General features: G+C 71.5%; 31 protein-coding genes. 19 read left to right on the forward strand and 12 right to left on the reverse strand.

Going from position 1 to position 23,681, the window contains the following annotated elements; translation table 11 throughout:
* The coding region (locus VFO68_RS31360) for an acyl-CoA dehydrogenase family protein (protein ID WP_325162037.1) at positions 1–493 on the forward strand (493 nt) is incomplete at its 5' end.
* On the opposite strand, the gene VFO68_RS31365 is transcribed toward VFO68_RS31360, so the two are convergent.
* The 3 genes from VFO68_RS31365 to VFO68_RS31375 are packed head-to-tail and all read right to left on the reverse strand — an operon-like array spanning position 486 to position 2,039.
* The gene (locus VFO68_RS31365; RefSeq protein WP_325162038.1) at positions 486–881 is read right to left on the reverse strand and encodes a VOC family protein; all 396 of its coding nucleotides are present in this window, start codon (positions 879–881) and stop codon (positions 486–488) included. The genes VFO68_RS31360 and VFO68_RS31365 overlap by 8 nt on opposite strands.
* A 10-nt stretch (positions 882–891) precedes the next feature.
* Positions 892–1,665 (reverse strand): helix-turn-helix domain-containing protein, encoded by a 774-nt coding sequence (locus tag VFO68_RS31370; RefSeq protein WP_325162039.1) that lies wholly within the window; start codon positions 1,663–1,665, stop codon positions 892–894.
* Positions 1,665–2,039, reverse strand: a complete 375-nt coding sequence (locus VFO68_RS31375; protein WP_325162040.1) for a VOC family protein — start codon at positions 2,037–2,039, stop codon at positions 1,665–1,667. Before VFO68_RS31375 ends, VFO68_RS31370 begins: the two co-directional genes overlap by 1 nt.
* Before the next feature lie 69 nt (positions 2,040–2,108).
* Here VFO68_RS31375 and VFO68_RS31380 point away from each other — a divergent pair, with 69 nt between their 5' ends.
* A complete protein-coding gene (locus VFO68_RS31380) occupies positions 2,109–2,588 on the forward strand; it encodes a hypothetical protein (RefSeq protein ID WP_325162041.1) in 480 nt (159 codons plus the stop codon).
* A gap of 7 nt (positions 2,589–2,595) precedes the next feature.
* On the opposite strand, the gene VFO68_RS31385 is transcribed toward VFO68_RS31380, so the two are convergent.
* Positions 2,596–3,315 (reverse strand): Clp protease N-terminal domain-containing protein, encoded by a 720-nt coding sequence (locus VFO68_RS31385; RefSeq protein WP_325162042.1) that lies wholly within the window; start codon positions 3,313–3,315, stop codon positions 2,596–2,598.
* 101 nt (positions 3,316–3,416) lie between these two features.
* Between VFO68_RS31385 and VFO68_RS31390 the strand changes: the two genes are divergently transcribed.
* From VFO68_RS31390 to VFO68_RS31430, 9 genes are all read left to right on the forward strand, one after another.
* Positions 3,417–3,971: a helix-turn-helix transcriptional regulator gene (locus VFO68_RS31390; RefSeq protein ID WP_325162043.1), complete on the forward strand. Its 555-nt coding sequence runs from the start codon at positions 3,417–3,419 to the stop codon at positions 3,969–3,971.
* 21 nt (positions 3,972–3,992) lie between these two features.
* Positions 3,993–4,268: a muconolactone Delta-isomerase family protein gene (locus VFO68_RS31395; protein WP_325162044.1), complete on the forward strand. Its 276-nt coding sequence runs from the start codon at positions 3,993–3,995 to the stop codon at positions 4,266–4,268.
* A 56-nt stretch (positions 4,269–4,324) separates the two neighbouring features.
* On the forward strand, positions 4,325–4,720 hold the full coding sequence (locus VFO68_RS31400; RefSeq protein WP_325162045.1) for a helix-turn-helix domain-containing protein: 396 nt from the start codon (positions 4,325–4,327) through the stop codon (positions 4,718–4,720).
* Between the two features lie 109 nt (positions 4,721–4,829).
* Positions 4,830–5,543 (forward strand): energy-coupling factor ABC transporter permease, encoded by a 714-nt coding sequence (locus VFO68_RS31405; RefSeq protein WP_325162046.1) that lies wholly within the window; start codon positions 4,830–4,832, stop codon positions 5,541–5,543.
* A complete protein-coding gene (locus tag VFO68_RS31410; protein WP_325162047.1) occupies positions 5,540–5,893 on the forward strand; it encodes a PDGLE domain-containing protein in 354 nt (117 codons plus the stop codon). Before VFO68_RS31405 ends, VFO68_RS31410 begins: the two co-directional genes overlap by 4 nt.
* Positions 5,894–5,895: 2 nt before the next feature.
* Complete coding sequence (locus VFO68_RS31415) at positions 5,896–6,621, forward strand: energy-coupling factor transporter transmembrane component T (RefSeq protein WP_325162048.1); 726 nt, start codon at positions 5,896–5,898, stop codon at positions 6,619–6,621.
* The gene (locus tag VFO68_RS31420; RefSeq protein WP_325162049.1) at positions 6,612–7,343 is read left to right on the forward strand and encodes an ABC transporter ATP-binding protein; all 732 of its coding nucleotides are present in this window, start codon (positions 6,612–6,614) and stop codon (positions 7,341–7,343) included. The genes VFO68_RS31415 and VFO68_RS31420 overlap by 10 nt, the downstream gene beginning before the upstream one ends.
* 25 nt (positions 7,344–7,368) lie before the next feature.
* Positions 7,369–8,466, forward strand: coding sequence for a glycine cleavage system aminomethyltransferase GcvT (gene gcvT / locus VFO68_RS31425; RefSeq protein WP_325162050.1), 1,098 nt, complete (start codon positions 7,369–7,371; stop codon positions 8,464–8,466).
* Between the two features lie 23 nt (positions 8,467–8,489).
* Positions 8,490–9,863 (forward strand): L-serine ammonia-lyase, encoded by a 1,374-nt coding sequence (locus VFO68_RS31430; RefSeq protein WP_325162051.1) that lies wholly within the window; start codon positions 8,490–8,492, stop codon positions 9,861–9,863.
* Here the strand turns inward: VFO68_RS31430 and VFO68_RS31435 are convergent, their stop codons facing one another.
* Positions 9,864–10,841 carry a Ku protein gene (locus VFO68_RS31435; protein ID WP_325162052.1) on the reverse strand — a complete coding sequence of 326 codons (978 nt, stop codon included), beginning with the start codon at positions 10,839–10,841 and terminating at the stop codon, positions 9,864–9,866.
* A gap of 111 nt (positions 10,842–10,952) precedes the next feature.
* On the opposite strand from VFO68_RS31435, the gene VFO68_RS31440 reads away from it, so the two are divergent.
* The gene (locus VFO68_RS31440) at positions 10,953–11,258 is read left to right on the forward strand and encodes a WhiB family transcriptional regulator (RefSeq protein WP_325162053.1); all 306 of its coding nucleotides are present in this window, start codon (positions 10,953–10,955) and stop codon (positions 11,256–11,258) included.
* Positions 11,259–11,328: 70 nt separating this feature from the next.
* Here the strand turns inward: VFO68_RS31440 and VFO68_RS31445 are convergent, their stop codons facing one another.
* Together VFO68_RS31445 and VFO68_RS31450 are read right to left on the reverse strand one after the other, a co-directional pair.
* The gene (locus VFO68_RS31445) at positions 11,329–12,144 is read right to left on the reverse strand and encodes a SigB/SigF/SigG family RNA polymerase sigma factor (protein WP_414635611.1); all 816 of its coding nucleotides are present in this window, start codon (positions 12,142–12,144) and stop codon (positions 11,329–11,331) included.
* A gap of 11 nt (positions 12,145–12,155) precedes the next feature.
* On the reverse strand, positions 12,156–12,611 hold the full coding sequence (locus tag VFO68_RS31450; RefSeq protein ID WP_414635612.1) for an ATP-binding protein: 456 nt from the start codon (positions 12,609–12,611) through the stop codon (positions 12,156–12,158).
* A gap of 142 nt (positions 12,612–12,753) precedes the next feature.
* On the opposite strand from VFO68_RS31450, the gene cutA reads away from it, so the two are divergent.
* Positions 12,754–13,062 carry a divalent-cation tolerance protein CutA gene (cutA, locus tag VFO68_RS31455; protein ID WP_325162055.1) on the forward strand — a complete coding sequence of 103 codons (309 nt, stop codon included), beginning with the start codon at positions 12,754–12,756 and terminating at the stop codon, positions 13,060–13,062.
* 15 nt (positions 13,063–13,077) lie between these two features.
* On the opposite strand, the gene VFO68_RS31460 is transcribed toward cutA, so the two are convergent.
* Entirely contained in the window at positions 13,078–13,374 is a 297-nt protein-coding gene (locus VFO68_RS31460) for a DUF3040 domain-containing protein (protein WP_325162056.1), read from the reverse strand.
* A gap of 406 nt (positions 13,375–13,780) precedes the next feature.
* Entirely contained in the window at positions 13,781–14,224 is a 444-nt protein-coding gene (locus VFO68_RS31465) for an STAS domain-containing protein (protein WP_325162057.1), read from the reverse strand.
* A gap of 148 nt (positions 14,225–14,372) precedes the next feature.
* Between VFO68_RS31465 and VFO68_RS31470 the strand changes: the two genes are divergently transcribed.
* Positions 14,373–15,944: a SpoIIE family protein phosphatase gene (locus tag VFO68_RS31470; RefSeq protein ID WP_325162058.1), complete on the forward strand. Its 1,572-nt coding sequence runs from the start codon at positions 14,373–14,375 to the stop codon at positions 15,942–15,944.
* A gap of 10 nt (positions 15,945–15,954) precedes the next feature.
* Here the strand turns inward: VFO68_RS31470 and VFO68_RS31475 are convergent, their stop codons facing one another.
* From VFO68_RS31475 to VFO68_RS31485, 3 genes are read right to left on the reverse strand one after another with little or no spacing between them, the layout of a single operon-like run.
* Positions 15,955–18,300: a glycoside hydrolase family 65 protein gene (locus VFO68_RS31475; RefSeq protein WP_325162059.1), complete on the reverse strand. Its 2,346-nt coding sequence runs from the start codon at positions 18,298–18,300 to the stop codon at positions 15,955–15,957.
* Positions 18,300–19,031 carry a beta-phosphoglucomutase family hydrolase gene (locus tag VFO68_RS31480; RefSeq protein WP_325162060.1) on the reverse strand — a complete coding sequence of 244 codons (732 nt, stop codon included), beginning with the start codon at positions 19,029–19,031 and terminating at the stop codon, positions 18,300–18,302. Before VFO68_RS31480 ends, VFO68_RS31475 begins: the two co-directional genes overlap by 1 nt.
* A 40-nt stretch (positions 19,032–19,071) precedes the next feature.
* The gene (locus VFO68_RS31485; RefSeq protein ID WP_325162061.1) at positions 19,072–19,650 is read right to left on the reverse strand and encodes a thioredoxin family protein; all 579 of its coding nucleotides are present in this window, start codon (positions 19,648–19,650) and stop codon (positions 19,072–19,074) included.
* 47 nt (positions 19,651–19,697) lie between these two features.
* Here VFO68_RS31485 and VFO68_RS31490 point away from each other — a divergent pair, with 47 nt between their 5' ends.
* From VFO68_RS31490 to VFO68_RS31510, 5 genes are all read left to right on the forward strand, one after another.
* Positions 19,698–19,931, forward strand: coding sequence for a ferredoxin (locus tag VFO68_RS31490; RefSeq protein ID WP_325162062.1), 234 nt, complete (start codon positions 19,698–19,700; stop codon positions 19,929–19,931).
* A 12-nt stretch (positions 19,932–19,943) separates the two neighbouring features.
* A complete protein-coding gene (locus tag VFO68_RS31495) occupies positions 19,944–20,960 on the forward strand; it encodes an NAD(P)H-dependent glycerol-3-phosphate dehydrogenase (RefSeq protein ID WP_325162063.1) in 1,017 nt (338 codons plus the stop codon).
* On the forward strand, positions 20,957–21,793 hold the full coding sequence (locus VFO68_RS31500) for a lysophospholipase (protein ID WP_325162064.1): 837 nt from the start codon (positions 20,957–20,959) through the stop codon (positions 21,791–21,793). Before VFO68_RS31495 ends, VFO68_RS31500 begins: the two co-directional genes overlap by 4 nt.
* A 63-nt stretch (positions 21,794–21,856) precedes the next feature.
* Positions 21,857–22,066: an antitoxin gene (locus VFO68_RS31505; RefSeq protein ID WP_325162065.1), complete on the forward strand. Its 210-nt coding sequence runs from the start codon at positions 21,857–21,859 to the stop codon at positions 22,064–22,066.
* Between the two features lie 109 nt (positions 22,067–22,175).
* Positions 22,176–23,681, forward strand: a complete 1,506-nt coding sequence (locus VFO68_RS31510) for a CYTH and CHAD domain-containing protein (RefSeq protein ID WP_325162066.1) — start codon at positions 22,176–22,178, stop codon at positions 23,679–23,681.

Consider the following 23,681-nt stretch of genomic DNA (forward strand, 5'->3'; position numbering starts at 1 on the left):
TGAGCAACGGCTGGGAGGCATCAACGAGGGCTTCTTCGACACGCTGAAGATCCTGGACAAGGGCCGCGTCGGCATCGGCTCGTGGGCGGTCGGGGTGGGGCGGGCGGCCTTCGAGGCGGCCACCCGCTATGCCAAGGAGCGCGTGCAATTCGGCCAGCCCATCGCCGAGTTCCAGGCGGTGCAACACATGCTGGCGGACATCGCCACCGAGCTGGACGCCGCGCGCCTGCTGGTGTGGCGGGTCGCCGACCTGGTCGACCGGGGGCTGCCGTTCTCCACCGAGGCTTCCATGGCCAAGCTCTACGCCAGCGAGAACTCGGTCAACGCGGCCAACCTGGCCATCCAGGTGTTCGGCGGGTACGGCTATCTCGACGAGTACCCGGTGGCCAAGTACCTGCGCGACGCCCGGGTGCTCACCCTCTACGAGGGCACCACCCAGGTGCAGAAGCTGCTCATCGGCCGGGCGCTCACCGGGATCAACGCGTTCAGCTGAGCGGGTCGTAGCTGCCGAACGACCAGAGGTTTCCCTCCGGGTCCCGGGCGATGTACTGGAGCGAGCCGTAGTCCGTGGACTCCAGGTCCCGCACGATCGTGGCGCCGCCGGCCCGGGCGTGCTCGTAGTGCGCCCGGGGGTCGGCGACGACGACATAGATGCTGACCGTCCCGGCCAGCGGGTCGGGCGTGCCGCCGCCCAGCCAGCCGGCCTCCGGCGGTCCGCTGAACATGATCATGCCGGCGCCCAGGCGGAGCTCGGCGTGGCCGATCGAGCCGTCCTCGGCGCGGTACACCCTGACCTCCTCGAAGCCGAAGACCTTGGTCAGAAACTCGAGCGCCGCCTGGCTGTCGTGGTACTTCAGCGCGGGGAAGATGTTCGGGTTCATGATCGCGACGCTAGGCGGCGGTGTCCCCCGGGTATTGGACGGATGTGAACTCGGTCGGCGTCAGCCCGGTGAACTCGCGGAACTCGCGGATCAGGTGCGCCTGGTCGTAGTAGCCGTGTTCGGCGGCGAGGTCGGTCCAGCGGACCGGGCCGGGGGCGCCCAGCCGGGCGTACAGCCGGTCGAACCGGAGCACCCGGGCGAAGGTCTTGGGCGCCAACCCGACCTGCTGCCGGAACCGGTTGACCAGGTGCCGGCGGCTCCAGCCGACCTCCTCGGCCAGCGCGCCGACCGGGACCGCCCCGGCCGTGTCGGTGAGCCGGCGGACCGCGACGGCGACCTCGGGCGCGGGCCGGGGTCCCCGCTCGGCGCGGTGCAGCAGGAACGCGTCGAGCGTGGCGGATCGGTCGGGGGACTCGGCAAGCCGTTCGGCCAGGCCGGTCCAGCCGGTCAGCACGTCGGCGAGGTCGACCGTGCGGTTGGCCAGCTCGTGCATCGGGACGCCGAGCAGCCGGTAGGCGCCGAGCGGGGTGACCTTGAGATCGACGCATTCGATCTGGCCGGGCGCGTCGACGATCTCGGGGCGTTCGGCGAGCCCGGCGGCGAAGCAGCGGGGCAGTCCGCCCCAGGCCGGACCCAGGTTCAGGATCAGCGTCACCGTGGGGGTGGCGGTGGACAGCCACTGTTGCGGTGCGCTGGCGGGTTGCCGGTACCGGACGTAGTCGCGGCGCAGCAGCGGCCGCACCCGGGGGTCGGGCGCGGCCGTGGCGTAGGCCGGGCGGTCCATCAGTCGAACTGGGCGATGGACAGCCGGTTGCCGTCCGGGTCCTGGAACCAGGCCACCCGGTCGCCGTCCGGCGCGGTCCAGATCCCGAGCTCGTCCTGCTCCAGGATGTCGAAGCGCTCCAGTTCGAGCCCGGCGGCGACCAGCTCGCGCGCCTTGGCCTCGATGTCCGGCACGCCCCAGCCCAGCACGGTGAACGGCTGCGGGGTCAGGTGCTGCACGGCGGTGACCCGCAGCATGGTGCCGTTCGCGATGAACACGCAGGCGAACGAGTTGGCCGAGCGCAGGGGGAGCCCGAGGGTGCGGGCGTAGAACTCCCGGGCGCGGTCGAGGTCGGTGGTCGGGACGAAGGCGATCAGCTCCGCTGCGGCGAACATGGCCGGACTCTACGACGTTTGTGCCGGCCACGAGCGGGAAGCCGGGAGGGGAGCACGAGGGAGTTCGCCATGCCATCCGATCCGTTGCAGACGTATCTGAACGACCACCTGGCCGGAGCCACGGCCGGCGTCAACCTGGCCGGGAAGATCGCCGAGGAGAACCGGGGAACCCAGCTCGGCGAGGTCATGACCGGGCTGGCGGCCGAGATCGAGGCCGACCGGCGCACGCTGCGGGATCTGGTCGGGCGGTTGGGCTTCGACCGGAGCCGGGCCAAGGAGGCGGCCGGCTGGATCGCCGAGAAGGTCACCCGGCTGAAGTTCGCCGAGCCGATGACCGGCTCCCGTCAGCTCAAGCTGCTGCTGGAGTTGGAGACGCTGTCCCTGGGTATCGAGGGCAAGTTGTCCCTGTGGCGGATTCTGCGCAACCGCGCCGAGCCCAAGCTGGCCGATCTGGACCTGGACGAGCTGATCCGGCGCGGTGAGGAACAGCGCGCCATGGTCGAGCGGCACCGCGTGGAGGCGGGCAGCCTGGCCTTCGCCCGGAGCTAGGGGTCGCTCACTCAGGGGTGGTTCCGGTCGGCATGAGGCCGACATGTTGTTCGAGCCGCTCGATCCGGGCGATCAGGTTGCCGGGTCCGGCCGGGGTGAGCGTGCCGATGTTCACCCGCAGGTGCTTGTAGCCGGCCAGCCAGGCGACCACGGCGCGGCGGGTGGCGCGGAGCTCGACGCCGAGGTCGCGCAGAATCTTGCCGGCCGGCCCGTCCGGTTCGGCGATCAGGCCGAGCAGCAGGTGTTCGCAGCCGACGTAGCTGTGGCCGAGGGTGAGCGACTCGGTAACGGCCGCCTCCAGGGCGACCGCCGCCGGTCCGTCGAACCCGGTGGCCGGCGGCCCCGAGGCCGGCTCGGCGCGCGTCCTGGCCAGTTCCCTGGCCACCTGGCCGGGCTCGATCTCCAGCGTGCCGAGGACCTGCAGTCCCAGGTTCTCGCCCTCGGCGAGCAGTCCGTGCAGCAACTGCCCGGTGCCGACGGCGGCGGCGCCATCGGTCCGGGCCGTCTCGATGCCGAGCCGGATCACCTTGCGGGCGCGCTCGGTGAACTGGGACAGCCGGGTGGTCGGGTCCGCCCCGGTCAGGTCCTCCCGCGTGATCACTCGGATCGCCGACAGCCGCCGGATGGATTGTTCGAGCGCGCGCTGACAGATAGCCGACACCGGTACGCCGGCATCCCGGACCGACTCGGCGAGGTCGTCGGGCAGATAGACGTTAATCTTCGGCATACCCCCATATATAACCCCTTTCGGGGTTACTTGTCGACCCGGGTGACGGCCAGATGTGTCGAGCCTAGGGATGGTCAGTACCGTCCGGGTACGCTGCTCGCGTGGAGCCGGAAGCGTCCTACGGCGGGGAACCGATCGAGGTACTCCCGGTCGTGGTGCTGTCCAAGATCTTCCCGGCTCGCCCGTCCTCGATCCCGGAGATCCGCGAGTTCGTCCGGCACAGCCTGGCCGACTCGCCACTGACCGAAGAGGACAACCGCGAGGTGAGCCAGACGGTGTTCCGGGCGCTGCTCGACGCCGCCGGCCCGACCGGGACCATCACGGTCTCCTTCCGGATCTTTCCCGAGCACGTCGAGGTGGATGTGCTGCACTCGCACGCCGGGGAGCCGGGCGAGCCGACCCTGGCGCAGTTGCGTGAGGTGCACCCGCCGTCCCAGCCGCCGCCACCGCCCGCGGCGGCCGAGGAGTCGCCGGCCACCTTCGCGGAGTGGATGTCCGAGGCGCTGCACCGGGAAGGGCTCACCCAGGAGGCGGCGGCCCGCCAACTCGGCGTCTCGGTGAAGACGGTCAGCCGGTGGGTGGGCGGTGAGACCGAGCCGCGGCTGCGCGACCTGCGCCGGATCCAGGAGCGGTTCGGGGAGCTTCCGCTGACCTGAGGCGGGAACTAGCGTGATCACGTGAAGTTCCTTGTGCTGTGGCGAATGGAGCTGTCGCTGCTGTCCAGCGAGATGGCCGCGGCGGTGGCCCGGATGCCGCGCTACGCCGGACCGCTCGAGGAGCGCGGCGCGGTGATCTCGCGGTACCACCTGGTCGGCCAGCACGGTGGTGCGTGGATCTACGACGTTGCCTCGAACGAGGAGTTGGAGCGGCTGCTGGCCATGTCGCCGGTCTACAACTTCGCCCGCTACGAGGTGCACCCGCTGGCCGAGATGCCCGACCCGTTGGCCGATTGACTCCGCCGCCGGGCCGGCGGAACACTTGTGTCGCCGGCGACGACAGAGGTGTCGAAATGACCGCCCCGAGGCCCAACCCCACGCGGGAACGCCACTGGATCTGCGCGCAGCGCCTGCGGGACCGGCGGCTCGCCCTGGGACTCACCCAACGCGAGGTGGTCGCCCGGTTGCAGCGCCGGGGCCAGCAGACCACCAACCGTGCGTTGTCGGCCATGGAGAACGGGCGGGGCCTCGATCTCGGCCTGCTGCCCGAACTGGCCGACTCGCTGCGGTGCACGACCACCTACCTGCTCGGCCTGACCACCAGGCCGCAGTCCTGGCAGCCGGACGGGCTGACGCCCGACAAGGCCGAGCCGGACCGGCCGGCCGCCCCGCCGGCCACCCTGTCCGGCATCCTCGGCCCGCACCTGCCGGCCAACTTCGCCGCGCCGGGCCGGTTCCGCCGCCGTTAGGCGAGCCGGCAAACCGCAACAGCTTCCGCGCCGAATCCCGGGCACGGCCGTGGCCGCCTTATTGCAAGCGCCTGGCGATAGCGGAAGGGGTGCAACTAGCATGACGACCATGTCTGATCCGGTAGCCATGCACATGAGCGACGGCCTGATCAACGCACCGGTGTCGGCACTGTTCGGCGCGGTCGCGGTACTCGGCGTCACCTTCGTCGCCATGCGCGCCCGGCGCGATCTCGACGAGCGCACGGCGCCGATGGCCGGGTTGGTCGCCGCCTTCATCTTCGCCGTGCAGATGCTGAACTTCCCGGTGCTGCCGGGGGTGAGCGGGCACCTGCTGGGTGGGGCGCTGGCGGCCATCCTGGTCGGGCCCTGGGTCGGCGCGCTGTGCATCACGACCGTGCTCGTGGTGCAGTCACTGGTGTTCGCCGACGGCGGGCTCACCGCGCTGGGGGCGAACATCACCAACATGGCGCTCATCGGCACCGCGGCCGGCTACCTGATCGCCCTCGCGCTGCGGCCGCTGGCCGTGCGGAGCCGGCCCGGACTGATCACGACCGCCGTCCTGGCCGGGTTCTTCGGCACGGTCGCCGCCTCGCTCGGCTTCGTCCTGGAGTTCGCGCTCGGCGGCGACGCCGCGTTCTCGCTCGGTGCGGTGAGTGTCACGGTCCTCGGCGTGCACTGCCTGATCGGCATCGGCGAGGGCGTGATCACCGCGCTCACCGTCGGCGCGGTCGCCTCGGTCCGGCCCGACCTGGTCCGCCTCCTGCGCGGCACCGCCCCCCAGCTCGAACTGCGGGACACCCCGGTGCTGGAGGGACAGCGATGAACGACCGGAAACGACTGGCCCTGTTCTTCGCCGGGTTCGCCGTCGTGGCCCTGATCCTGGCCGGAGTGGTGTCGTACTTCGCCAGCTCCGACCCGGACGGCCTGGACGCGGCCACGCTGAAGGGTTGCGAGGTCGTGCGGGCCGAGACCGGTGAGCGGCTGGACGGTAGCTGCATCGCGCAGAGCGCCGAGGACCACCGGCTGGCCGCCGGCCCGTTCGCCGACTATGCGGTCGGCGGCGACGACCGGTTCACCGGCATCGCCGGAATCGTCGGCGTGCTGGCCACCCTGGCCGTGGCATACGGCCTGTTCGGCCTGCTGCGCAGGCGGTCCAAAGCCGAAAGCTCGTAGCGGTGGGCGCCGGGCACGCGCACCTGCTGTACCGGCCGGGGGACTCGCCGGTGCACCGGCTGCCGCCGCAGGTGAAGGTGCTGGCCGCGCTGACCGCGGTGATCTGCGTGGTGGCCACGCCACGCACCGAGTTCTGGGCGTTCGGCGGCTACCTGGCGGTGCTGCTCGCGGTCTGGGCGGTGGCCCGGGTCCCGGTCCGGTGGTTCGCGGTGCGGGCGCTGATCGAACTGCCGTTCGCGCTGCTGGCGTTGGGCATGCTGGTGTTCGGCGGGACGCACGGAGCGCTCGCCGGGTGGAACATCCTGGCCAAGGGCACGCTCGGGCTGCTGGTGTCGCTCACGCTGGCCGCCACCACCACGCCGGCCGACCTGATCGTCGGGCTGCAGCGGCTGCGCGTGCCGGCCATGCTGACCACGGTGGCCACGCTGATGCTGCGCTACCTCGCGGTGATCGCCGCCGAGGCCCGCCGGATGCGGGTCGCCCGGATCGCCCGCGGCCACAACCCGCGGTTCCTCTGGCAGGCCGGCGCCACCGCACGCGGGATCGGCGCGCTGTTCGTGCGCAGCTACGAACGGGGCGAGCGGGTGCACCTGGCCATGGTCTCCCGCGGCTTCACGGGCACCATGCCGGATCCCGACGCGGGGGCGGTGGCGGGATGGACCTGGATCCGAGGACTGGTGCCGACAGCGGCGGCGGCGGGAATTCTGGCGGTGGCGCTATGGGCGTGAGTCTGAAGGTGGAGCGGTTGACCTACGCCTACCCGAACGGCCGGCAGGCCCTGTTCGGGGTCGACCTGACGGTCGAGCCGGGCGAGCGGGTCGCGGTGCTCGGTCCCAACGGGGCCGGCAAGACCACCCTCGTGCTGCACCTCAACGGGGTGCTCGGCGGCGGTGCCGGCCGGATCGAGGTGGCCGGGCTGCCGGTCACGAAGGCCAACCTGACCGAGATCCGCCGCCGGGTCGGCGTGGTCTTCCAGGATCCGGACGACCAGCTGTTCATGCCGACCGTGGCGCAGGACGTCGCGTTCGGCCCGGCGAACTTCGGGGTGCGCGGGTCCGACCTGGACGAGCGGGTGCGGGCCGCCCTGGAGGCGGTCGGGATGGCCGAGCACGCCGACCGCTCGCCGCTGCACCTGTCCGGTGGGCAGCGGCGCCGGGTGGCGCTGGCCACCGTCCTGGCCTGCGACCCGGAGATCCTGGTGCTGGACGAGCCGTCGGCCAACCTGGAGCCGGTGGCCCGGCGCGAGCTGGCCGAGGTGCTGCTCGGCCTGAACCGCACCATGCTGATGGTCACCCACGACCTGCCCTACGCCGCCCAGCTGTGCCCGCGCAGCGTGCTCATCGACGACGGTGTGGTGGTCGCCGACCGGCCGACCCGGGACATCCTCGGCGACGCCGACCTGCTCGCGGCGCACCGCCTGGAGCTGCCGTACGGCTTCCAGCTGCCCTGAGTCGCCGGGCACTACCCTGCTGGACATGACCATTTCCTCTCCGCTGCACGAGGTGCACAGCCGGCTCGGCGCGACGTTCACCGACTTCGCCGGCTGGTCGATGCCGCTGAAGTACGGCAGCGAACTGGCCGAGCACCGGGCGGTGCGCCAGGCCGCCGGGCTGTTCGACCTGTCGCACATGGGGGAGATCGAGCTGACCGGTCCGGAGGCGGGCCGGGCGCTGGACTTCGCCCTGGTCGGGCACCTCTCGGCGGTCAAGGTCGGGCGGGCGCGCTACAGCGTGATCTGCAACGCGGACGGCGGCGTGCTGGACGACCTGGTGGTCTACCGGCTGGGGGAGGACCACTACCTGGTGGTCGCCAACGCGTCCAACGCCGCGCTCGTGGCCGGTGAGCTGCGCGACCGGGCCGAGGGTTTCCTGGTCGAGGTGGCCGACAAGTCCATGGACTGCGCGCTGATCGCGGTGCAGGGGCCGAAGGCGGCGGAGATCATCGACACGGTGTGCGTCGCCGACCTGGAGAAGCTGCCGTACTACGGCAGCACGCCCACCACGATCGCCGGGCACGAGGTGCTGCTGGCCCGAACCGGGTACACCGGCGAGGACGGGTTCGAGGTCTACGCGGACACGGCGGACGCGGTGGACGTCTGGCAAGCACTGTCCGACGCCGGGGCGCAGTATGGGTTGGTGCCGGCCGGGCTCGCCTGCCGGGACACGCTGCGGCTGGAGGCCGGGATGGCCCTGTACGGCAACGAGCTGACCGTGGACACCAACCCGTTCGAGGCGGGCCTCGGCCGCGTGGTGAAGTTCGACAAGCCGGCCGACTTCGTGGGCCGGGAGCCACTCGCGGCCAAGCGCGACGCGGGCGTGTCGGCCACCCTGGTGGGCCTGGCCGGGACCGGCCGGCGGGCGCCGCGGCACGGGTACCCTGTGCTCAGCGAGGACGGGTCGGAGGTCGGCACGGTCACCAGCGGTGCCCTCTCGCCGACCCTCGGTGTCCCGATCGCCATGGCTTTCGTTCCGACCGCGTTGAGCGAGCCCGGCACGAAGCTCGCCGTCGACATCCGCGGGACCAGAGCGCCCGTCGAGGTCGTCAAGCTGCCGTTCTACAAGCGGCCCACCTGAGACAAGGAGTCGGCTGGAGTCCTATGGCGCTGAGTGTGTTCGACCTGTTCAGCATCGGTATCGGACCGTCCAGTTCGCACACCGTGGGGCCGATGCGGGCCGCGTTGCGGTTCGTCTCCGGGCTGCGTGCGGACGGGCTGCTGGACCGCACCGCGCGGGTGCGCACCGAGCTGTTCGGCTCGCTGGGCGCCACCGGCCACGGCCACGGCAGCGACAAGGCGGTGCTGCTCGGGTTGGAGGGGGAGCGCCCCGAGGACGTGGACACCGAGGCGGGTCCGGCCCGGGTGGCCGAGATCCGGGACGCCGGACGGGTCCGGCTGCTCGGCACGCACGAGATCGACTTCGTCGAGGACGACGACCTCGTGCTGCACCGCCGGCGGTCGCTTCCGTTGCACCCCAACGGAATGCTGTTCACCGCGCTGGCCGCCGACGGCACCGCGCTGGCGCAGCGGACGTACTACTCGGTCGGTGGCGGGTTCGTGCTGGACCAGACCGCCGCCGAGGGGCCGACCATCGCCCCGGACACCACGCCGGTGACCTACCCGTTCCGCACCGCGACACAACTGCTCGAGCACTGCGCGGCCAACGGCTTGTCGATCAGCCAGGTGATGCTGCGCAACGAGTTGGCCTGGCGCACCGAGGCGCAGGTGCGGGCCGGTCTGCTGGAGATCTGGCGGGTGATGCAGGACTGCGTGGACCGCGGCTGCGCCCGGGACGGCGTGCTGCCCGGCGGGCTCAGGGTTCCGCGCCGGGCCAAGGCGTTGCACGACAAGCTGGTGGACGAGCACGGCTCGAAGGACCCGCTGTACGTGATGGACTGGGTCAACCTCTACGCGCTGGCGGTGAACGAGGAGAACGCCTCCGGTGGCCGGGTGGTCACCGCGCCGACCAACGGGGCGGCCGGGATCATCCCGGCGGTGCTGCACTACTACCGCTGGTTCATCGACGGGGCCAACGACGACGGCGTGGTCACCTTCCTGCTCACCGCGGCGGCGATCGGCGTGGTGCTCAAGGAGACGGCGTCCATCTCCGGCGCCGAGGTCGGCTGCCAGGGCGAGGTCGGCTCGGCCTGCGCGATGGCCGCCGCCGGGCTGACCGAGGTGCTCGGCGGGTCGGTGGACCAGGTGGAGAACGCCGCCGAGATCGGGCTGGAACACCACCTCGGGCTGACCTGCGACCCGGTCGGCGGCCTGGTGCAGATCCCGTGCATCGAGCGCAACGCGGTGGGCGCCACCAAGGCCATCAACGCCTCCCGGATGGCGCTGCGCGGCGACGGCACCCACGTCGTCCACCTCGACAAGGTCATCAAGACCATGCGCGAGACCGGCCACGACATGCACACCAAGTACAAGGAAACCGCCCGCGGCGGCCTCGCCCTCAACGTCATCGAGTGCTAATTAGGCCGCTCCCGCGCTCTGTGCCGCGGCGACCGCGTCCTGCAGCTCGTCCCGGTTCATCTTGGAGCGGCCCTTGATGTCGAGGTCGCGGGCCAACTTGTCCAGCTCGGCCTTGCTCAGGTCGGCCAGGTCCGGCCCCTTGTCGGCGGCGCGGCGTTTCCCGCTTTCCGCCGGCTTGCCGGCCGACTCGCCGCGACCCTTCCGGCGCCCCTCGACGCTGCGGCTGAGCGCGTCGAACAGGTCGACCACCTTGGTCGGCTGCGCCGGCTCGGCCTCGGTGACGATCTCCCGGCCGGCCGACTTGTCCTCGATGAGCTGCTCGACCCGCTGCGTGTAGGTGTCGTGGTACTTGTCCGGGTCCCACTCCTCGCTCATCGAGTCGATCAGCGAGACCGCCATGTCCAGCTCTTTCCCCCGGGCCGGGGTGATCTCCGGCAGCGACTTGAGCTCCTTGGCCGGGTCGCGCAGGTCCTCCGGGAACAGCAGCGTGGTCAGCACCAGCAGCCCGTCGCCGGCCCGCAGCGCGGTGAGGTACTCCTTGCCGCGCATGACGAACGTGGCCACACCGGCCTTGTTGGTCTTGGCCATCGCCTGCAGCAGCAGGCTGTAGGCGCGGTTGTACTCCTCCTTCGCCGGCGCCAGCCAGTAGGTCTTCTGGTAGTGGACCGGGTCGATGGTGTCCAGGTCCACGAACGCGTCGATGTCGATCGTGCGGGACCGGCCGGGCGCGATCGCGTCCAGCTCGTCCGGCTCGATGATCACGTAGTCGCCGCCCCCGATGTCGGCGCCCTTGACGATGTCGGAGTAGGGCACCTCCTCCCCGGTGCGCTCATTGATCCGCTTGTACCGGATCCGGTCCGAGGTGCCCCGTTCGAACTGCCGGAAGCTGATCGTGTGGTCCTCGGTCGCGCTGTACAACTCGACGGGGACGGTCACCAACCCGAAGTTGATCGCCCCGTTCCAGATCGGTCGCGCCACGGTGCCCTCCCGAAGTGCCGTTTTGCCTCACGGATCATCATGACGCACCGTAACCTGCTTCGACCAGCGAGACCCGGTTTACCTCGCGCGATACCCGGGTAACACCCGCTCATGGTTGACATGACTCGGCTACCCGGCCCCGTTGGGGATACCTGGGACTGGCAACGTCAAGGTTCGTGTCGGGGGCAGGACAGCTCGGTGTTCTTCCATCCCGAGGCCGAGCGCGGGCTGGCCAGGGCGGACCGGGTGCGCAAGGCGAAGGAGATATGCCTGAACTGTCCGGTGATCGTGCAGTGCCGCCATCACGCGTTGACCGTGATGGAGCCGTACGGGATCTGGGGCGGGCTGGACGAGGGTGAACGCCGGGCCGCGTTCGCCCGGCGCAAGCAACTGCGCAAGCAGGAGCACGCTGCTTGATCTTGTAGACACTGGAGCCGGGGTCCCGATCAGGGGGACCCCGGCTCCGGCGTCTCGGATGTTTCGGCGATCAGAGCGCGTCGTCGTCGCCCGGCTCGGACAGCAGGCCCTGCCGGAGCCGTTCCAGGGTTCTGGCCAGCAACCGGGACACGTGCATCTGGGAGATCCCGACCCGCTCGGCGATCTGGGTCTGCGTCATGTTCATGAAGAACCGCAGGGTGAGGATCTGCCGTTCCCGCTCGGGCAACTGCTCGATCATGGGCCGCAGCGACTCGTGGTTCTCCACGCTCTCCAGCGCGGTGTCCTCCTCGCCCAGCGTGTCGGCCAGGGGGTCGGAGTCGGAGTCGGCCGACAGCGCCTCGTCCAGCGACACCGAGTGGTAGGCGTTGCCGGCCTCCAGGCCCTCGAACACGTCCTCCTGGCTCAGCCCGAGGTGCGTGGCGATCTCGCTGGGTGTCGGGGCCCGGCCCAGCCGCTGAGCCAGCTCGCCGCTGGCCGCGCTGATGGACAGGTTCAGCTCCTTGAGCCGGCGCGGCACCCGCATCGACCAGCTGGCGTCCCGGAAGTGCCGGCGGACCTCGCCCATGATCGTCGGCACGGCGAAGGACAGGAAGTCCGAGCCACGGTCGGGCTCGAACCGGTCCACCGCGTTGATCAGACCCACGGTGGCGACCTGGACGAGGTCCTCACGCGGCACGCCGCGGTGGCTGAACCGGGTGGCGATGTGCTCGGCCAGCGGTAGGTGGCCGGTCACCAGCTCGTCGCGCAGCCGGGCCCGCCTCGGATCGCCGTCGGTGGCCGCCGCCAGCTCGTGGAACAGGGGGGCGAGATGCTCGTATTCGTTGTTTGACGAGTCTTTCCGCCAGGAGCCGGACGGCCGGGAGATGCCTGCCTCGCTCACCCGCCCAGTGTCTTTCGCTTGGTGAGCTCGATGTGCACGAGCGGCCCCCGGCCGTCCGGGGTCGACCCGTTCACCTCGACCCAGGTCTCCGCCCGGTCGGTCAACGTGGTGAGCACCCGCCAGCCGAAGGAGTCCCGGCTCGGCTCGTGGTCGCTCTTCGAGTGCACCGTGGCGGCGAACCGGATCTCGTTGGGGCGCAGGAAGAACCGGCAGCTCAGCGTGGCGCCCTTGGTGGCCCGGGTGATCAACGTCGAGCAGGCCTCGTCCACGGCCAGCTTCAGGTCGGCGATCGAGTCGAGGTCGAAGTCGGCGCGGATCGCGAGGTTCGCGGCGACCGACCGAATGATGGGCAGATGCTCAAGTCTGGCCGCGAGCCGAAGCTCTATGCCATCCGGATCATGTTCATCCACGGTGCTGGACTCGGCCTCCTTGCCGGACAGAAACTCGCTCACACTCACCTCGGTGATCCTCGGCAGCTGTCGATGCGGCGACGGCCACGTCGCGCGGTTTACCCAGTGTCTCAGTTGCCAAACCGGGGCCGATAGTCGGCCTGGACCGGGCATTTTGGTGTGATGGAGGTTACTATCGGGTGCCATGCCGACAGATCACGTCGTGGTCACGTTCACCACGGACAACAAGCAGCTCGCGGACAGCATGTGCGCCGAGGTCATCGGCGCCGAGCTGGGTGCATGCGCCCAGATCGAGGGCCCGGTCACCAGCGTCTTCCGCTGGCACGGCGCCGTGCACACCGAACACGAGTGGCGAGTGGAGATCGAGACCACGCCGGACAAGGTTGACCAGCTCGTCGAGCACATCCGGGTCAACCACGGGATCGAGGTGCCGGAGGTCGTGGTCAACGACCTCGACACCGACATCGTGACCGACGGCGTCGCGCTGGCCTGACGCCGGCCGCCGGGCTCAGTACCGGCGGCGCGAGACCCGGACCCGCGGGACTCTGCGTCCGTAGCGCCGGTAGGCGAGCACGGTCAGGGCGAACGCGGCGGTGCCCACGAACAGGAACCCGAACGCGCCCACCAGAATGCCGGCCAGGAACACCAGGGCGGACAGGGTGGCGATCATGACGAACGGCCACCGGCGGTTGGTGGGGTCCGGGCGGGGCTTGCCGTCCCGCAGCGCCTTGGCGAGGTCCGGGTCATCCATCCGCAACCGGGACGCGATCATCTCCAGTTGCTGCCGGTCATATTGGCTCAGCATGGGTCCGGCCCTCCTGAGCAGGGGCGGCCCCGGCCGCCTGCCGTCGTTACCAGGGCCGGAATATCCCGCCGACCCCCAGCTAAACCTAACCGTGACGGCTGGCATACGAGTAGAGTGCGGGTATAACGTCCACAAAGGACTCATGGGCCGTTCGGCCGCGACCGGTTGGTCTTGTTGGCCCGTTTGGCGTTTCCGGTACCGAGGTACGTCTGTCCGGCGAAGCTGGGATCCGCTCCGACCGGAGCGGAGGGCGCTCGTCGGCGCCGGCCGGCCGACCGAGTGAGCCCGGGAATTGGCTGCGGTGATCCGGGGTCGCCCTCCGGCCGGCGCCGCGCGCGGCTGCCCGCCGGCCGGACCGCAATCGGGGTCGTGTCCGGCCGGCTCCCGTTCGAGCGTCCGCTGTGGACTACGCGGAGTGCGCGGCCAGCGCGGCGTCGACCGTGTCGTACACGCTCAGCAACGACGACAGGCCGGTGACCTCGAGCGGACGCAGCACCGCGCGGTTGGTGGCCACCAGGGCCAGCTTGGCCTTGTCCTGGCCGGCCGCCTGGGAGATCGCCACGATCTCGGCCAGCCCGGCGCTGCCCAGGAAGCTCACCGCGGTGAGGTCGAGGACCAGCGCCCCCTTCGCCGGCTCGAGCTGTTCGCGCAGGCGTTCGCCGAGGTAGTTGGCGGTGAGCAGGTCGATCTCACCGGCCACGTGCAGCACCACGGCACCTGAGCCGGTCTGCTCGATCTCGACATCGATCTGTTGACTTGCCGGATTCGCCTCGTTCACCGCTCGAACCGGCCCGGCGTCGGCACCGGGCGCACCATCCGGCCCGGTCCCGGCGTTGGCTGGGGTCTGCACTAAAGCCTCCCGCACCACATGTCACACATCGTCAGAATCAACGTTCCGTTCACCCTAGAGCGGACCCATCCGGCCGCCAAACCCGAGGGGTCGGAACCGCAGGTCCGGGTTTGCCGCCGCGGCCGGGCGGGTACTCAGCGGTTGAAGTGTGCCTTCAGTCCCCGCCGACGAAAGGGGCGACTGGCAGGTGGACGACAGCGCCGCCCCGGACCCCGACCCGCGCGCGACCGCTGAGCGCGACGTGATGCTCGAGCTCCAGCGAGCCATGCTGCCCAGCGGTCTTCCGGTGTTGCCCGACGTGAGCCTCGCCGCCGAGTACCGGCCGGCCGGGGCGGCCCAGTTCGCCGGCGGCGACTGGTTCGACGTGGTGTCCATGCCCGAGGGCGCGGTGGGCCTGCTGGTCGGCGACGTGGTCGGACACGGTGCCATGGCCGCGGCGGTGATGGGTCAGTTACGGGCGGTCGCGGCGGAACGGCTGCTGCGCGGGACCGGGCTGGACGACGTGCTGATGGCGCTGGACGCGTTCGCCGGCGGGTCGGCGGCCGCGCGGGGCGGCACCGTGTGCGTCGCGGTGCTGGACCGCCGTGCCGGGTCGGTGCGGTACGCGGTGCGCGGGCATCCGCCGCCGCTGGTGGTCGCCGCGGCGGGCACGACGCGATACCTGGCCGGCTCGACCGGCTCGCCGCTCGCCCTGCTGGGCAACCGCTACCACGTCGGCACGGAGACGCTGCGTCCCGGGGACACCCTGGTGCTCTACTCGGACGGCGCGCTACGGCAGTACGGCCGGACCATCGCGGACGGACTGTCCGAACTGGCCGGTCACGCGGCACAGGTGGTGCGGCACAACGAATCCGGCGAACGCGAGATCGCCGATGCGATCTGCGCGGCGGTGGCCGGAGCGCCCGACGCCGGCGCGCGGCCCGACGACGTCAGCGTGGTGGCCGCCACCGTGCTCGCCTCGCCGCCCGAACGGCTGACGCTGTCGGTGCCGGCCGTGCCCGGCCAGCTCAGCGGGGTGCGCGAGCGGTTCGCCAGCTGGCTGTACGGGTTCCGGCCCGGTTCGGACGACCTGCTGGGGCTCGAACTGAGCGTGGTGGAGGCGGTGACCAACTCGATCGAGCACGCCTTCACCGGCACGCCGGGCACGGTCGTGGTGGACGCCGCGCTGGAGCCGGACGGCACCGTCACCGTCGAGGTCACCGACGACGGCCGGTGGAAGCCGCCGTCGGTGGATCCCGGGTTCCGTGGCCGGGGCATGGTGATGATGCGTGAGTTCAGCGACGCGATGCGGGTGACCACCTCCGAGGGCGGGACCACCGTGGTGCTGTCCCGGAGCCTGCACCGCCCGGTCCGCACCGACGGCGTCCCCCCGGCCCGGGTCGGCCGTCCCGGTCGACCCGACCTCCGGGTCGAGGTGGCGGTCGGCCCGCACGGGGTGGTCGTCTCGCTGACCGGCGTGGTCGACTCCAGCAGCGTCGACGAACTGCACGCCCGCCTCCTCGACGCCGAGCGGCACGCCTGGCTCCCGCTGGCCATCGTGCTCGACGACGTCACCCTCCTCGCCAGCGCCGGCCTGCGAACCCTCTACGACCACGCCGGCGCTCTGCTCGCCCGCAACCGCACCGTGCGCCTGGTCGCCGCCGACACCAGCCCGGTCCGCGACGTCCTCGCCGTCAGCGGCCTCGACCGGCTCCTCGAGGTCGTTCCCGGCCTGGGCTGACCCGACGCGGTCAGCCGGCCGGGCGGCGCGGAGTGGGGGCCCGGCCGGGGGGCTGGGTGGGGGCGGGGTGGCCGGGAGCCGGGGGAATGGGGAGGGTGATGGGGTCGGCGGCGGTGAGGGTGATGGGGTCGCCGTGGTGGGCGGTGGGCAGGTCGGGGCCGGTGATCAGCCGGTAGGTGGCGCCGTCGGCGGTGATCTCGACACAGAACTGGCTGGCCCGGTAGCACATGCGGAACGCGATCCGGGTCAGTCCGGGCGGCAGCCGGGGGGCGAAGGCCAGCCGGCCGTCATGGTCGCGCATCCCGCCGAAGCCGGCGACCACGGCCGACCACGCCCCGGCCAGCGACGCGATGTGCAGTCCATTCTCGACGTTGTCGTGCAGGTCGTGCAGATCGGTGAAGGCGGCCTCGGCGAGGTAATCGAAGGCCAGCTCCAGATGGCCCACCTCGGCGGCCACCACGGCCTGGGTGCAGGCCGACAGCGACGAGTCGCGCACCGTCCGCGCCTCGCAGTAGGCGAAGTTGCGTGCCTTCTGCGCGTCGGTGAACGCGTCGCCGCGCAGGTGCATGGCCAGCACCAGGTCGGCCTGCTTGATCACCTGCCGGCGGTACAGGTCGAAGTACGGGTAGTGCAGCAGCAGCGGGTACTTCTCCGGTGGCGTGCCGGCGAAATCCCACTCGGCGTGCTCGGTGAACCGCTCGGACTGCGGGTGCACGTCGAGCATCGCGTCGTAGGGCAGCACCATCGTGGCGGCCGCCGCCAGCCAGCCGTCGCGCTCGTCGTCGGACACCCCGAGCAGCGCCGCGAGGTCCGGCCGGCGGGTGCAGATGTTGGCCGCGGCACGCAGGTTCCGCTCGGCCATCAGGTTGGTGTAGACGTTGTTGTCCACCACCGCGCTGTACTCGTCCGGCCCGGTCACCCCGTCGATCCGGAACCCGCCGTGCACGTCGTGGTGGCCGAGCGAGATCCACAGCCGGGCGGTCTCCACCAGCAGTTCCGCGCCGTGTTCGGCGGCGAACTCCTCGTCGTCGGTGGCGTTGAGGTAGCGCAGCACGGCGTCGGCGATGTCGGCGTTGACATGGAACGCGGCGGTCCCGGCCGGCCAGTACGCGGAGCACTCGGCGCCGTTGATCGACCGCCACGGGAACACCACGCCGCCGAGGTTGAGCGCCTTCGCGCGGTCCCGTGCGAAGTCCACAGTGGAGTGTCGCCAGCGCAGCGCGTCCCGGGCCGCCTCCGGAATGGTGTAGGTGAGCACCGGCAGCACGAACGTCTCGGTGTCCCAGAAGGCGTGGCCGTCGTAACCCGGTCCGGTCAGGCCCTTGGCCGGGATGGCCCGGCTCTCGCCGCGCGCCCCGGCCTGCAGCACGTGGAACAGCGCGAACCGCACCGCCTGCTGCAACTCCGGGTCGCCGTCCAACTCGATGTCCGCCGAGGCCCAGAACTCGTCGAGGAAGGCGCGCTGCTCGGCCAGCAGACCGTCCCACCCGGTCTGCAGCGCGCCGGACAGCGCCGCGTCCACCTGCGCGCGCAACGCCGGCGCGGACCGCCGGGCCGACCAGCCGTAGCTCAGATACTTGGTCAGCACCAGGCACTGCCCTTCGGCCACGTCCACCGCGGCGGTCAGCCGGGCCAGGTCCTCCTCGACGTGGATGTCGACGCGCAGCCCCTCGCCCGCGCACTCCAACTCGTGGTCCATGGCCGCCGCCATACGCAGGTTCGACCGCCTGGTCTGGTGCACCAGCACCGCGCGGTAGTCCTCGGCGGCGGAGAACTCGGCGCGCAGCGGGGCCGACAGTGCCGCCGCCACCCGCGGATCGCTGCTCCTGCGCGCGATCGGCTCGTTGGCCAGCAGGTCGGACTGCGCCACCAGTTGCAGCGGTCCGTCCAGCGGCTCCACCTCGTACCGGATGGCGGCGACCGCGCGCTGCGAGAACGACACCAGCCGCTCGGTGCGCACCCGGACCCGTCGCCCGGTCGGCGACTCCCACTCGGAGACCCGGCGCAGCGTGCCGGTCCGGAAGTCCAGCACCCGATGGTGGTCGACCGCCCGGCCGTAGCGCATGTCCAGCGGCTCGTCCTGGACCAGCAACCGGATGATCTTTCCGTCGGTCACGTTGACGACGGTCTGGCCGGCCTCGGGGTAGCCGTAGCCGGCCTCGGCGTAGGGCAGCGGGTGCTCCTCGTAGAAGCCGTTGAGGTAGGTGCCGGGCAGCCCGCGCGGCTCGCCCTCCTCCAGGGTGCCCCGCATCCCGAGGTGCCCGTTGGACAGCGCGAAGGTGGACTCGGTGCGCTTGAGCGCGTCCAGGTCGAGGCCGGACCAGCGCAGCTGCCACGGGTCGATGTCGTAGGCCATCAGCTCTGCTCCAGTAACTGGGCCAGATCGTCGACCACGATGTCGGCTCCGTTGGCGCGCAACGCGTCGGCCTGGTCGGCCCGGTTGACGCCGACCACGTAGCCGAACCCGCCCGCGTGCCCGGCGGCCACCCCGGCCAGCGCGTCCTCGAACACGGCGGCGTGCTCCGGTTCGACCCCGAGCGCCTTGGCGCCGGCCAGGAAGGAGTCCGGCGCCGGCTTGCCGCGCAACCCCTGCTCGGTGATCGCCAGCCCGTCGATCAGTGCCTGGACGAACGGGGTCAGGTCGGCCGCGTCGAGCACGGCGGCGCCGTTGGCCGAGGAGGTCACCACCGCGATGGCCAGCCCGGCGTCGCGGGCCGCCTCCAGGTAACGCCGGGAGCCCGGGTACGGGGCGACCCCGCGCTCGGCCATGATCCGCTGCACCAGTTCGTTCTTGCGGTTGCCGACGCCGTGCACGGTGTTGGTGGTCGGCGGGTCGTCCGGCGATCCTTCGGGCAGCACGATGCCGCGCGCGGCCAGGAAGGTGCGCACCCCGTCGGCCCGCGGCCGGCCGTCCACGTAATCGGCGTAGTCCCGGTCGCTGAACGGAACGAAGTGCTCGGGGTCGCGGTGCCGGAGAAACTCGTCGAAGGTGGCGCGCCAGGCCTCGCGGTGCAGGGCGGCCGTGCCGGTCAGCACCCCGTCCAGATCGAAGAGCACCGCGCGGATGTGGTCCGGGAGACCGATCATGGCCGCTTACGCTACCGAACCGCAGGGTGCTCCGCTGGGCCTAGCCGAACCATTCCGGCGCGTTTCCCGGCTTCCATTTGATGTTGCAGCCGATGCTGGGCACCTGGTCGCCGGTGACCGGCCGGCCGGCCAGCACCGCCGCAACGGCGCCGTCCAGTTCCGCTCCGGTGACCGGTGTGGTCGAGCGGGGCCGGGCGGCGTCGAACCGGCCCCGGTAGACGAGCGCGCGGTCGGCGTCGAACAGGAAGAAATCGGGCGTGCAGGCGGCCCGATATGCCCGCGCCACGGACTGGCTTTCATCAGTTACGTATGGAAAAGTCCATTTCCATTCGGCCGCCTGCGTTGCCATGCGGTCCGGCTGGTCGTCCGGATAGGAGGTGGCGTCGTTGCTGTTGATGCCGACCACCCCGATTCCGGCGTCGTGCCACCGGGCCGCGACCTCCCCGAGCCGGGGGGCGATGTGGCGGACATACGGGCAGTGGTTGCAGACGAACGCGACCAGCGTCCCGCGTTCGCCCGCCACATCGGAAAGGGACCACACTTTCCCGGTGGGATCCGGCAGTGCGAACGGCGGGGCCGGGGTGCCGAGCGGGAGCATGGTGGATTCGACAGCGACCATGGGTCGACGGTACCCGGGGTCGCCGCACCGGGAGGGGATGGGACATCGTGTCTGAAGAGCGCTGGCGGATCAGCGTGGACGCCGACACCTGCCAGGCGACCGGAATGTGCACCTCGGTGGCGCCGGAGCATTTCGAACTGCGCGGCGGCTGCTCGATTCCCTTGCGCGAGGTGGTCGAACCCGACGACGACGTCATCGACGCGGCGGAAGGCTGCCCGGTCGAGGCGATCAGGGTGGAGTCCACCGTCGACGGTCGTGTCGTCGCGCCGGAACCGTACTGACGGGAGAACTCGATGACCAGGCGTCCACCCTCGGTCGCGGTGCTCGGCGGAGGCTCGTGGGGTACCACGGTCGCCGCCCTCACCGCGCAGAACACGCAGACCGTCCTGTGGGCGCGAGATCCGGACACGGCCGACGAGATCAACCGCAGGCACACCAACTCCCGGTACCTCGGGGAGGCGACGCTCACCGCCTCGCTGCGCGCGACCGCCGATCTGGCCGAGGCAGCCGGGTCGGCCGACGTGCTGGTGATGGCGGTGCCGTCGCAGTCGTTCCGCTCGGTGCTGACCGAGGTGGTGGAGCAGGTCCGGCCGTGGATCCCGGTGGTGAGCCTGGTCAAGGGCCTGGAACAGGGCACCCGCAGGCGGATGACCGAGATCGTCGCCGAGATCATGCCCGGCCACCCGGCCGGCGTGCTGGCCGGGCCGAACATCGCCGGCGAGGTGGTGAAGGGCTACGCGGCCGCGGCCACGATCGCGATGCCGGACCTGCGCTCGGCGGAGATGCTGCAGGAGTTGTTCCGTACCAAGCTGTTCCGGGTCTACACGGGCACCGACGTGATCGGCGTCGAGCTTGCCGGTGCGCTGAAGAACGTGTTCGCCATCGCCGTCGGGTTCGGCGACGGCCTGGAGGCCGGGCACAACACCCGGGCCATGGTGATCACCCGGTCGCTGCGCGAGCTGGCCCGGCTGGGTGTGGCGATGGGCGGGCAGGCGGACACCTTCGCGGGCCTGGCCGGCATGGGTGACCTGATCGCCACCTGCACGAGTCCGAAGTCGCGCAACCGGACCGTGGGCTACGAACTGGCCAGGGGCAAGAACCTGGAGCAGATCATCGCCGAGATGAAGCAGGTGGCCGAGGGCGTCAAGACCAGTTCGGTGGTCCTCAAACTGGCCGCCGAGCACGGGGTGGACATGCCGATCGCCCGGGAGGTCGACTCGGTGCTCAACCACGGCCAGCCGGTGTTCGAGGCCTACCGCGGCCTGTTGCGTAAAGTGCCCGGACACGAGATGCACGGGGAGGCCTGGTGACCATCGAACACGTCGAGGGCACGTTCGCCGGCGCGGGCGGCGGTCAGATCTACTGGCAGGGTTGGGTTCCGGACGCGGCGACCGGGGTCGTGGTGATCGTGCACGGCCTCGCCGAGCACGGCGGCCGGTACGCGCACGTGGGTCAGCGGCTGGCGGCGGACGGCTATGCGGTCTACACCGCCGACCACCGCGGCCACGGGAAGTCCGACGGCGTCCGAGGCAACATCAACCGGATGTCCGAGGTCGTCGTCGACCTGGAGACCATGATCAGGAGCGCCGCGCAGCGCCACCCGGACCGGCCGGTGTTCCTGTATGGACACAGCATGGGCGGCCTGGTCGCGCTGGTGTACGTCACCACGGGCCGCCCGGCCGAGCTGCACGGCCTGATCCTGACCAGCTCCGCGGTGGACATCGCGGTGGGGCCCAAGGTGGCGCGGCTGGCCGGCCGGGGACTGTCCGCGGTGGCGCCCAACCTCGGCACGATCCGGCTCGACTCCAGCACGGTCAGCCGTGATCCCGAGGTGGTCCGGGCCTACGACGCCGACCCGTTGAACTATCGCGGCAAGATCAGGGCGCGGACCGGGGCCGAGATGCTGGCGGCCGCCGAGGCGGTCAAGTCCAAGCTGGCGACGGTGACGATGCCGTTGTTGCTGCTGCACGGTTCGGCCGACCGGCTGACCGCCCCGAGCGGCACCCGACTGGTGGCCGAGCGGGCCGGTTCGACGGACGTCACGCTCAAGCTCTACGACGGCTGGTACCACGAACTGCACAACGAGCCGGACAAGGACAGTGTGTTCGACGAGATCGTGGTGTGGCTCAAGGAACACGGTTGATCGGTTTCACCATGAGTCCTTCTGGGTAACGTTGGCATAACGGAGGAAACAGGAAGGACGATCATGGCAAAGCTGCTTCGCAAGCTGACCGTCGTCGCCGGGGCGGCCGGCGCCGCCAGGCAGTACGTCAAGAACAACCCGGACAAGGTCAGCCGCATGGCCGAGCAGGCCGGACGCTTCATCAACAAGCAGACCAAGGGCAAGTACAACCACAAGGTGGACAGCGCGGTCGCCAAGGTGCGGACCGCGACCCGCAAGGCCGCCAAGTCCTGACCGGGTCGGCCGCCAGGCCCTGGCCGCCGCCGCTGCTCGGCTGACTCCTTCGAGCGCGGCGGCGGCCGTTTTGGGTTGAACCCGACCCCCGAGGGGGTAGCCAGCCGGCATGAAGGCGACCACGCATGCCGAGACCGAACGCAAGTACGAGCTCGGGCCGGACACCCGGCTCCCGGTGCTGGACGGTCTGCCCGGCGTGGTGGCCAGCTCCGACCCGGAGACCGAGGAACTGGACGCCGTCTACTTCGACACCGCCGACCTGCGGCTGGCCCGGTCCGGAGTCACCCTGCGCCGGCGCAGCGGCGGGCCGGACGCCGGCTGGCACCTGAAGGTGCCGGTGGGTCCGGACACCCGGGACGAGACGCGGGTCCCGCTCGGCGCGGCCGGCGAGGAGCCCCCGGTCGAGCTCACCGACCTGCTGACCGGCCACACCCGGGGGGCCGCGCTGGTGCCGGTGGCCCGGATCAGCACCCGTCGGGACCGCCGCCGCCTGCTGGGCGCCGACGGGCCGCTCGCCGAGGTCACCGACGACCTGGTGACGGGGTGGGCGGAAGGCGACCCGGCCACCGCGGACACCTGGCGGGAGGTCGAGGTCGAACTGGCCGACGGCACCGACGCGGCCTTCCTCGACCGGGCCGAGCGGCGCCTGGCGAAGGCCGGCATCCGGCGCTCCGCGGTCGCCTCCAAGCTGGCCCGGGTGCTCGACGTGCGCCCCGAGCGGGCGGACCGGCCGGCCACCGCGGGCGAGACCGTGCTGGCCTACCTGCGCGAGCAGGCCGATGCCCTCACCCGCGCCGACCTCCTGGTGCGCAAGGGGGCCGCGGACTCGGTGCACAAGCTGCGGGTGGCGGCCCGCAAGATGCGCAGCGCGCTACGGGTGTTCGGCCGGATCGTCGACCGGGACCGCACCCGGGACCTGGCCGGAGAGCTGCGCTGGCTCGGCGCCCGGCTGGCCCCGGCGCGCGACCTCGAGGTGCAGTACGAACGCTTCCACGCCGCCGCCACGAGCCTGCCGGCCGAGCTGCTGGTCGGCCCGGTCCGGGGCCGGCTGACCCGGCACTTCGGGCCGGCGGAGGCGGCGGCCCGGCGGGAGGCGATGCGCACCCTGCGCGGCAAGCGTTACCTGCGGCTGCTCGCCGCCATCGACCGGCTGCTGGCCGAGCCGCCGCTGACCGCGGCGGCCCGGCGTCCGGCCGGCCGGGAGCTGCCCCGGCACGTCCGCCGGGCGCACCGCAAGGTCGCCCGCCGGCTGCGCGACGCGCGCCGGACGGCTCCGGGGCCGGACCGCGACGCGCAACTGCACCGGATGCGCAAGGCGGCCAAGCGGTTCCGCTACGCCGTGGTGGCCGTCCGGCCGGTACTCGGCAAGCCGGCCCGGCGCACCGCCAACCAGGCCCGGACGCTGACCAGGGTCCTCGGCGAGTTCCAGGACAGCGTGATGGCCCGGCCGGTGCTGCGGGAGCTGGGCATGCGGGCCCAGGCCGCCGCGGAGAACGCCTTCACCTTCGGGCTGCTCTACGGCCGGGAGGAACACATCGCCGCCCGGGCCGAACGGGAGCTGGACCGGGCCTGGCGCCGCACGACGACCAGGAAGGCGCGGTCCTGGTTCCGCTGA

The organism is Actinophytocola sp. (assembly GCF_035712165.1).
Taxonomy (GTDB): domain Bacteria; phylum Actinomycetota; class Actinomycetes; order Mycobacteriales; family Pseudonocardiaceae; genus DASYTH01.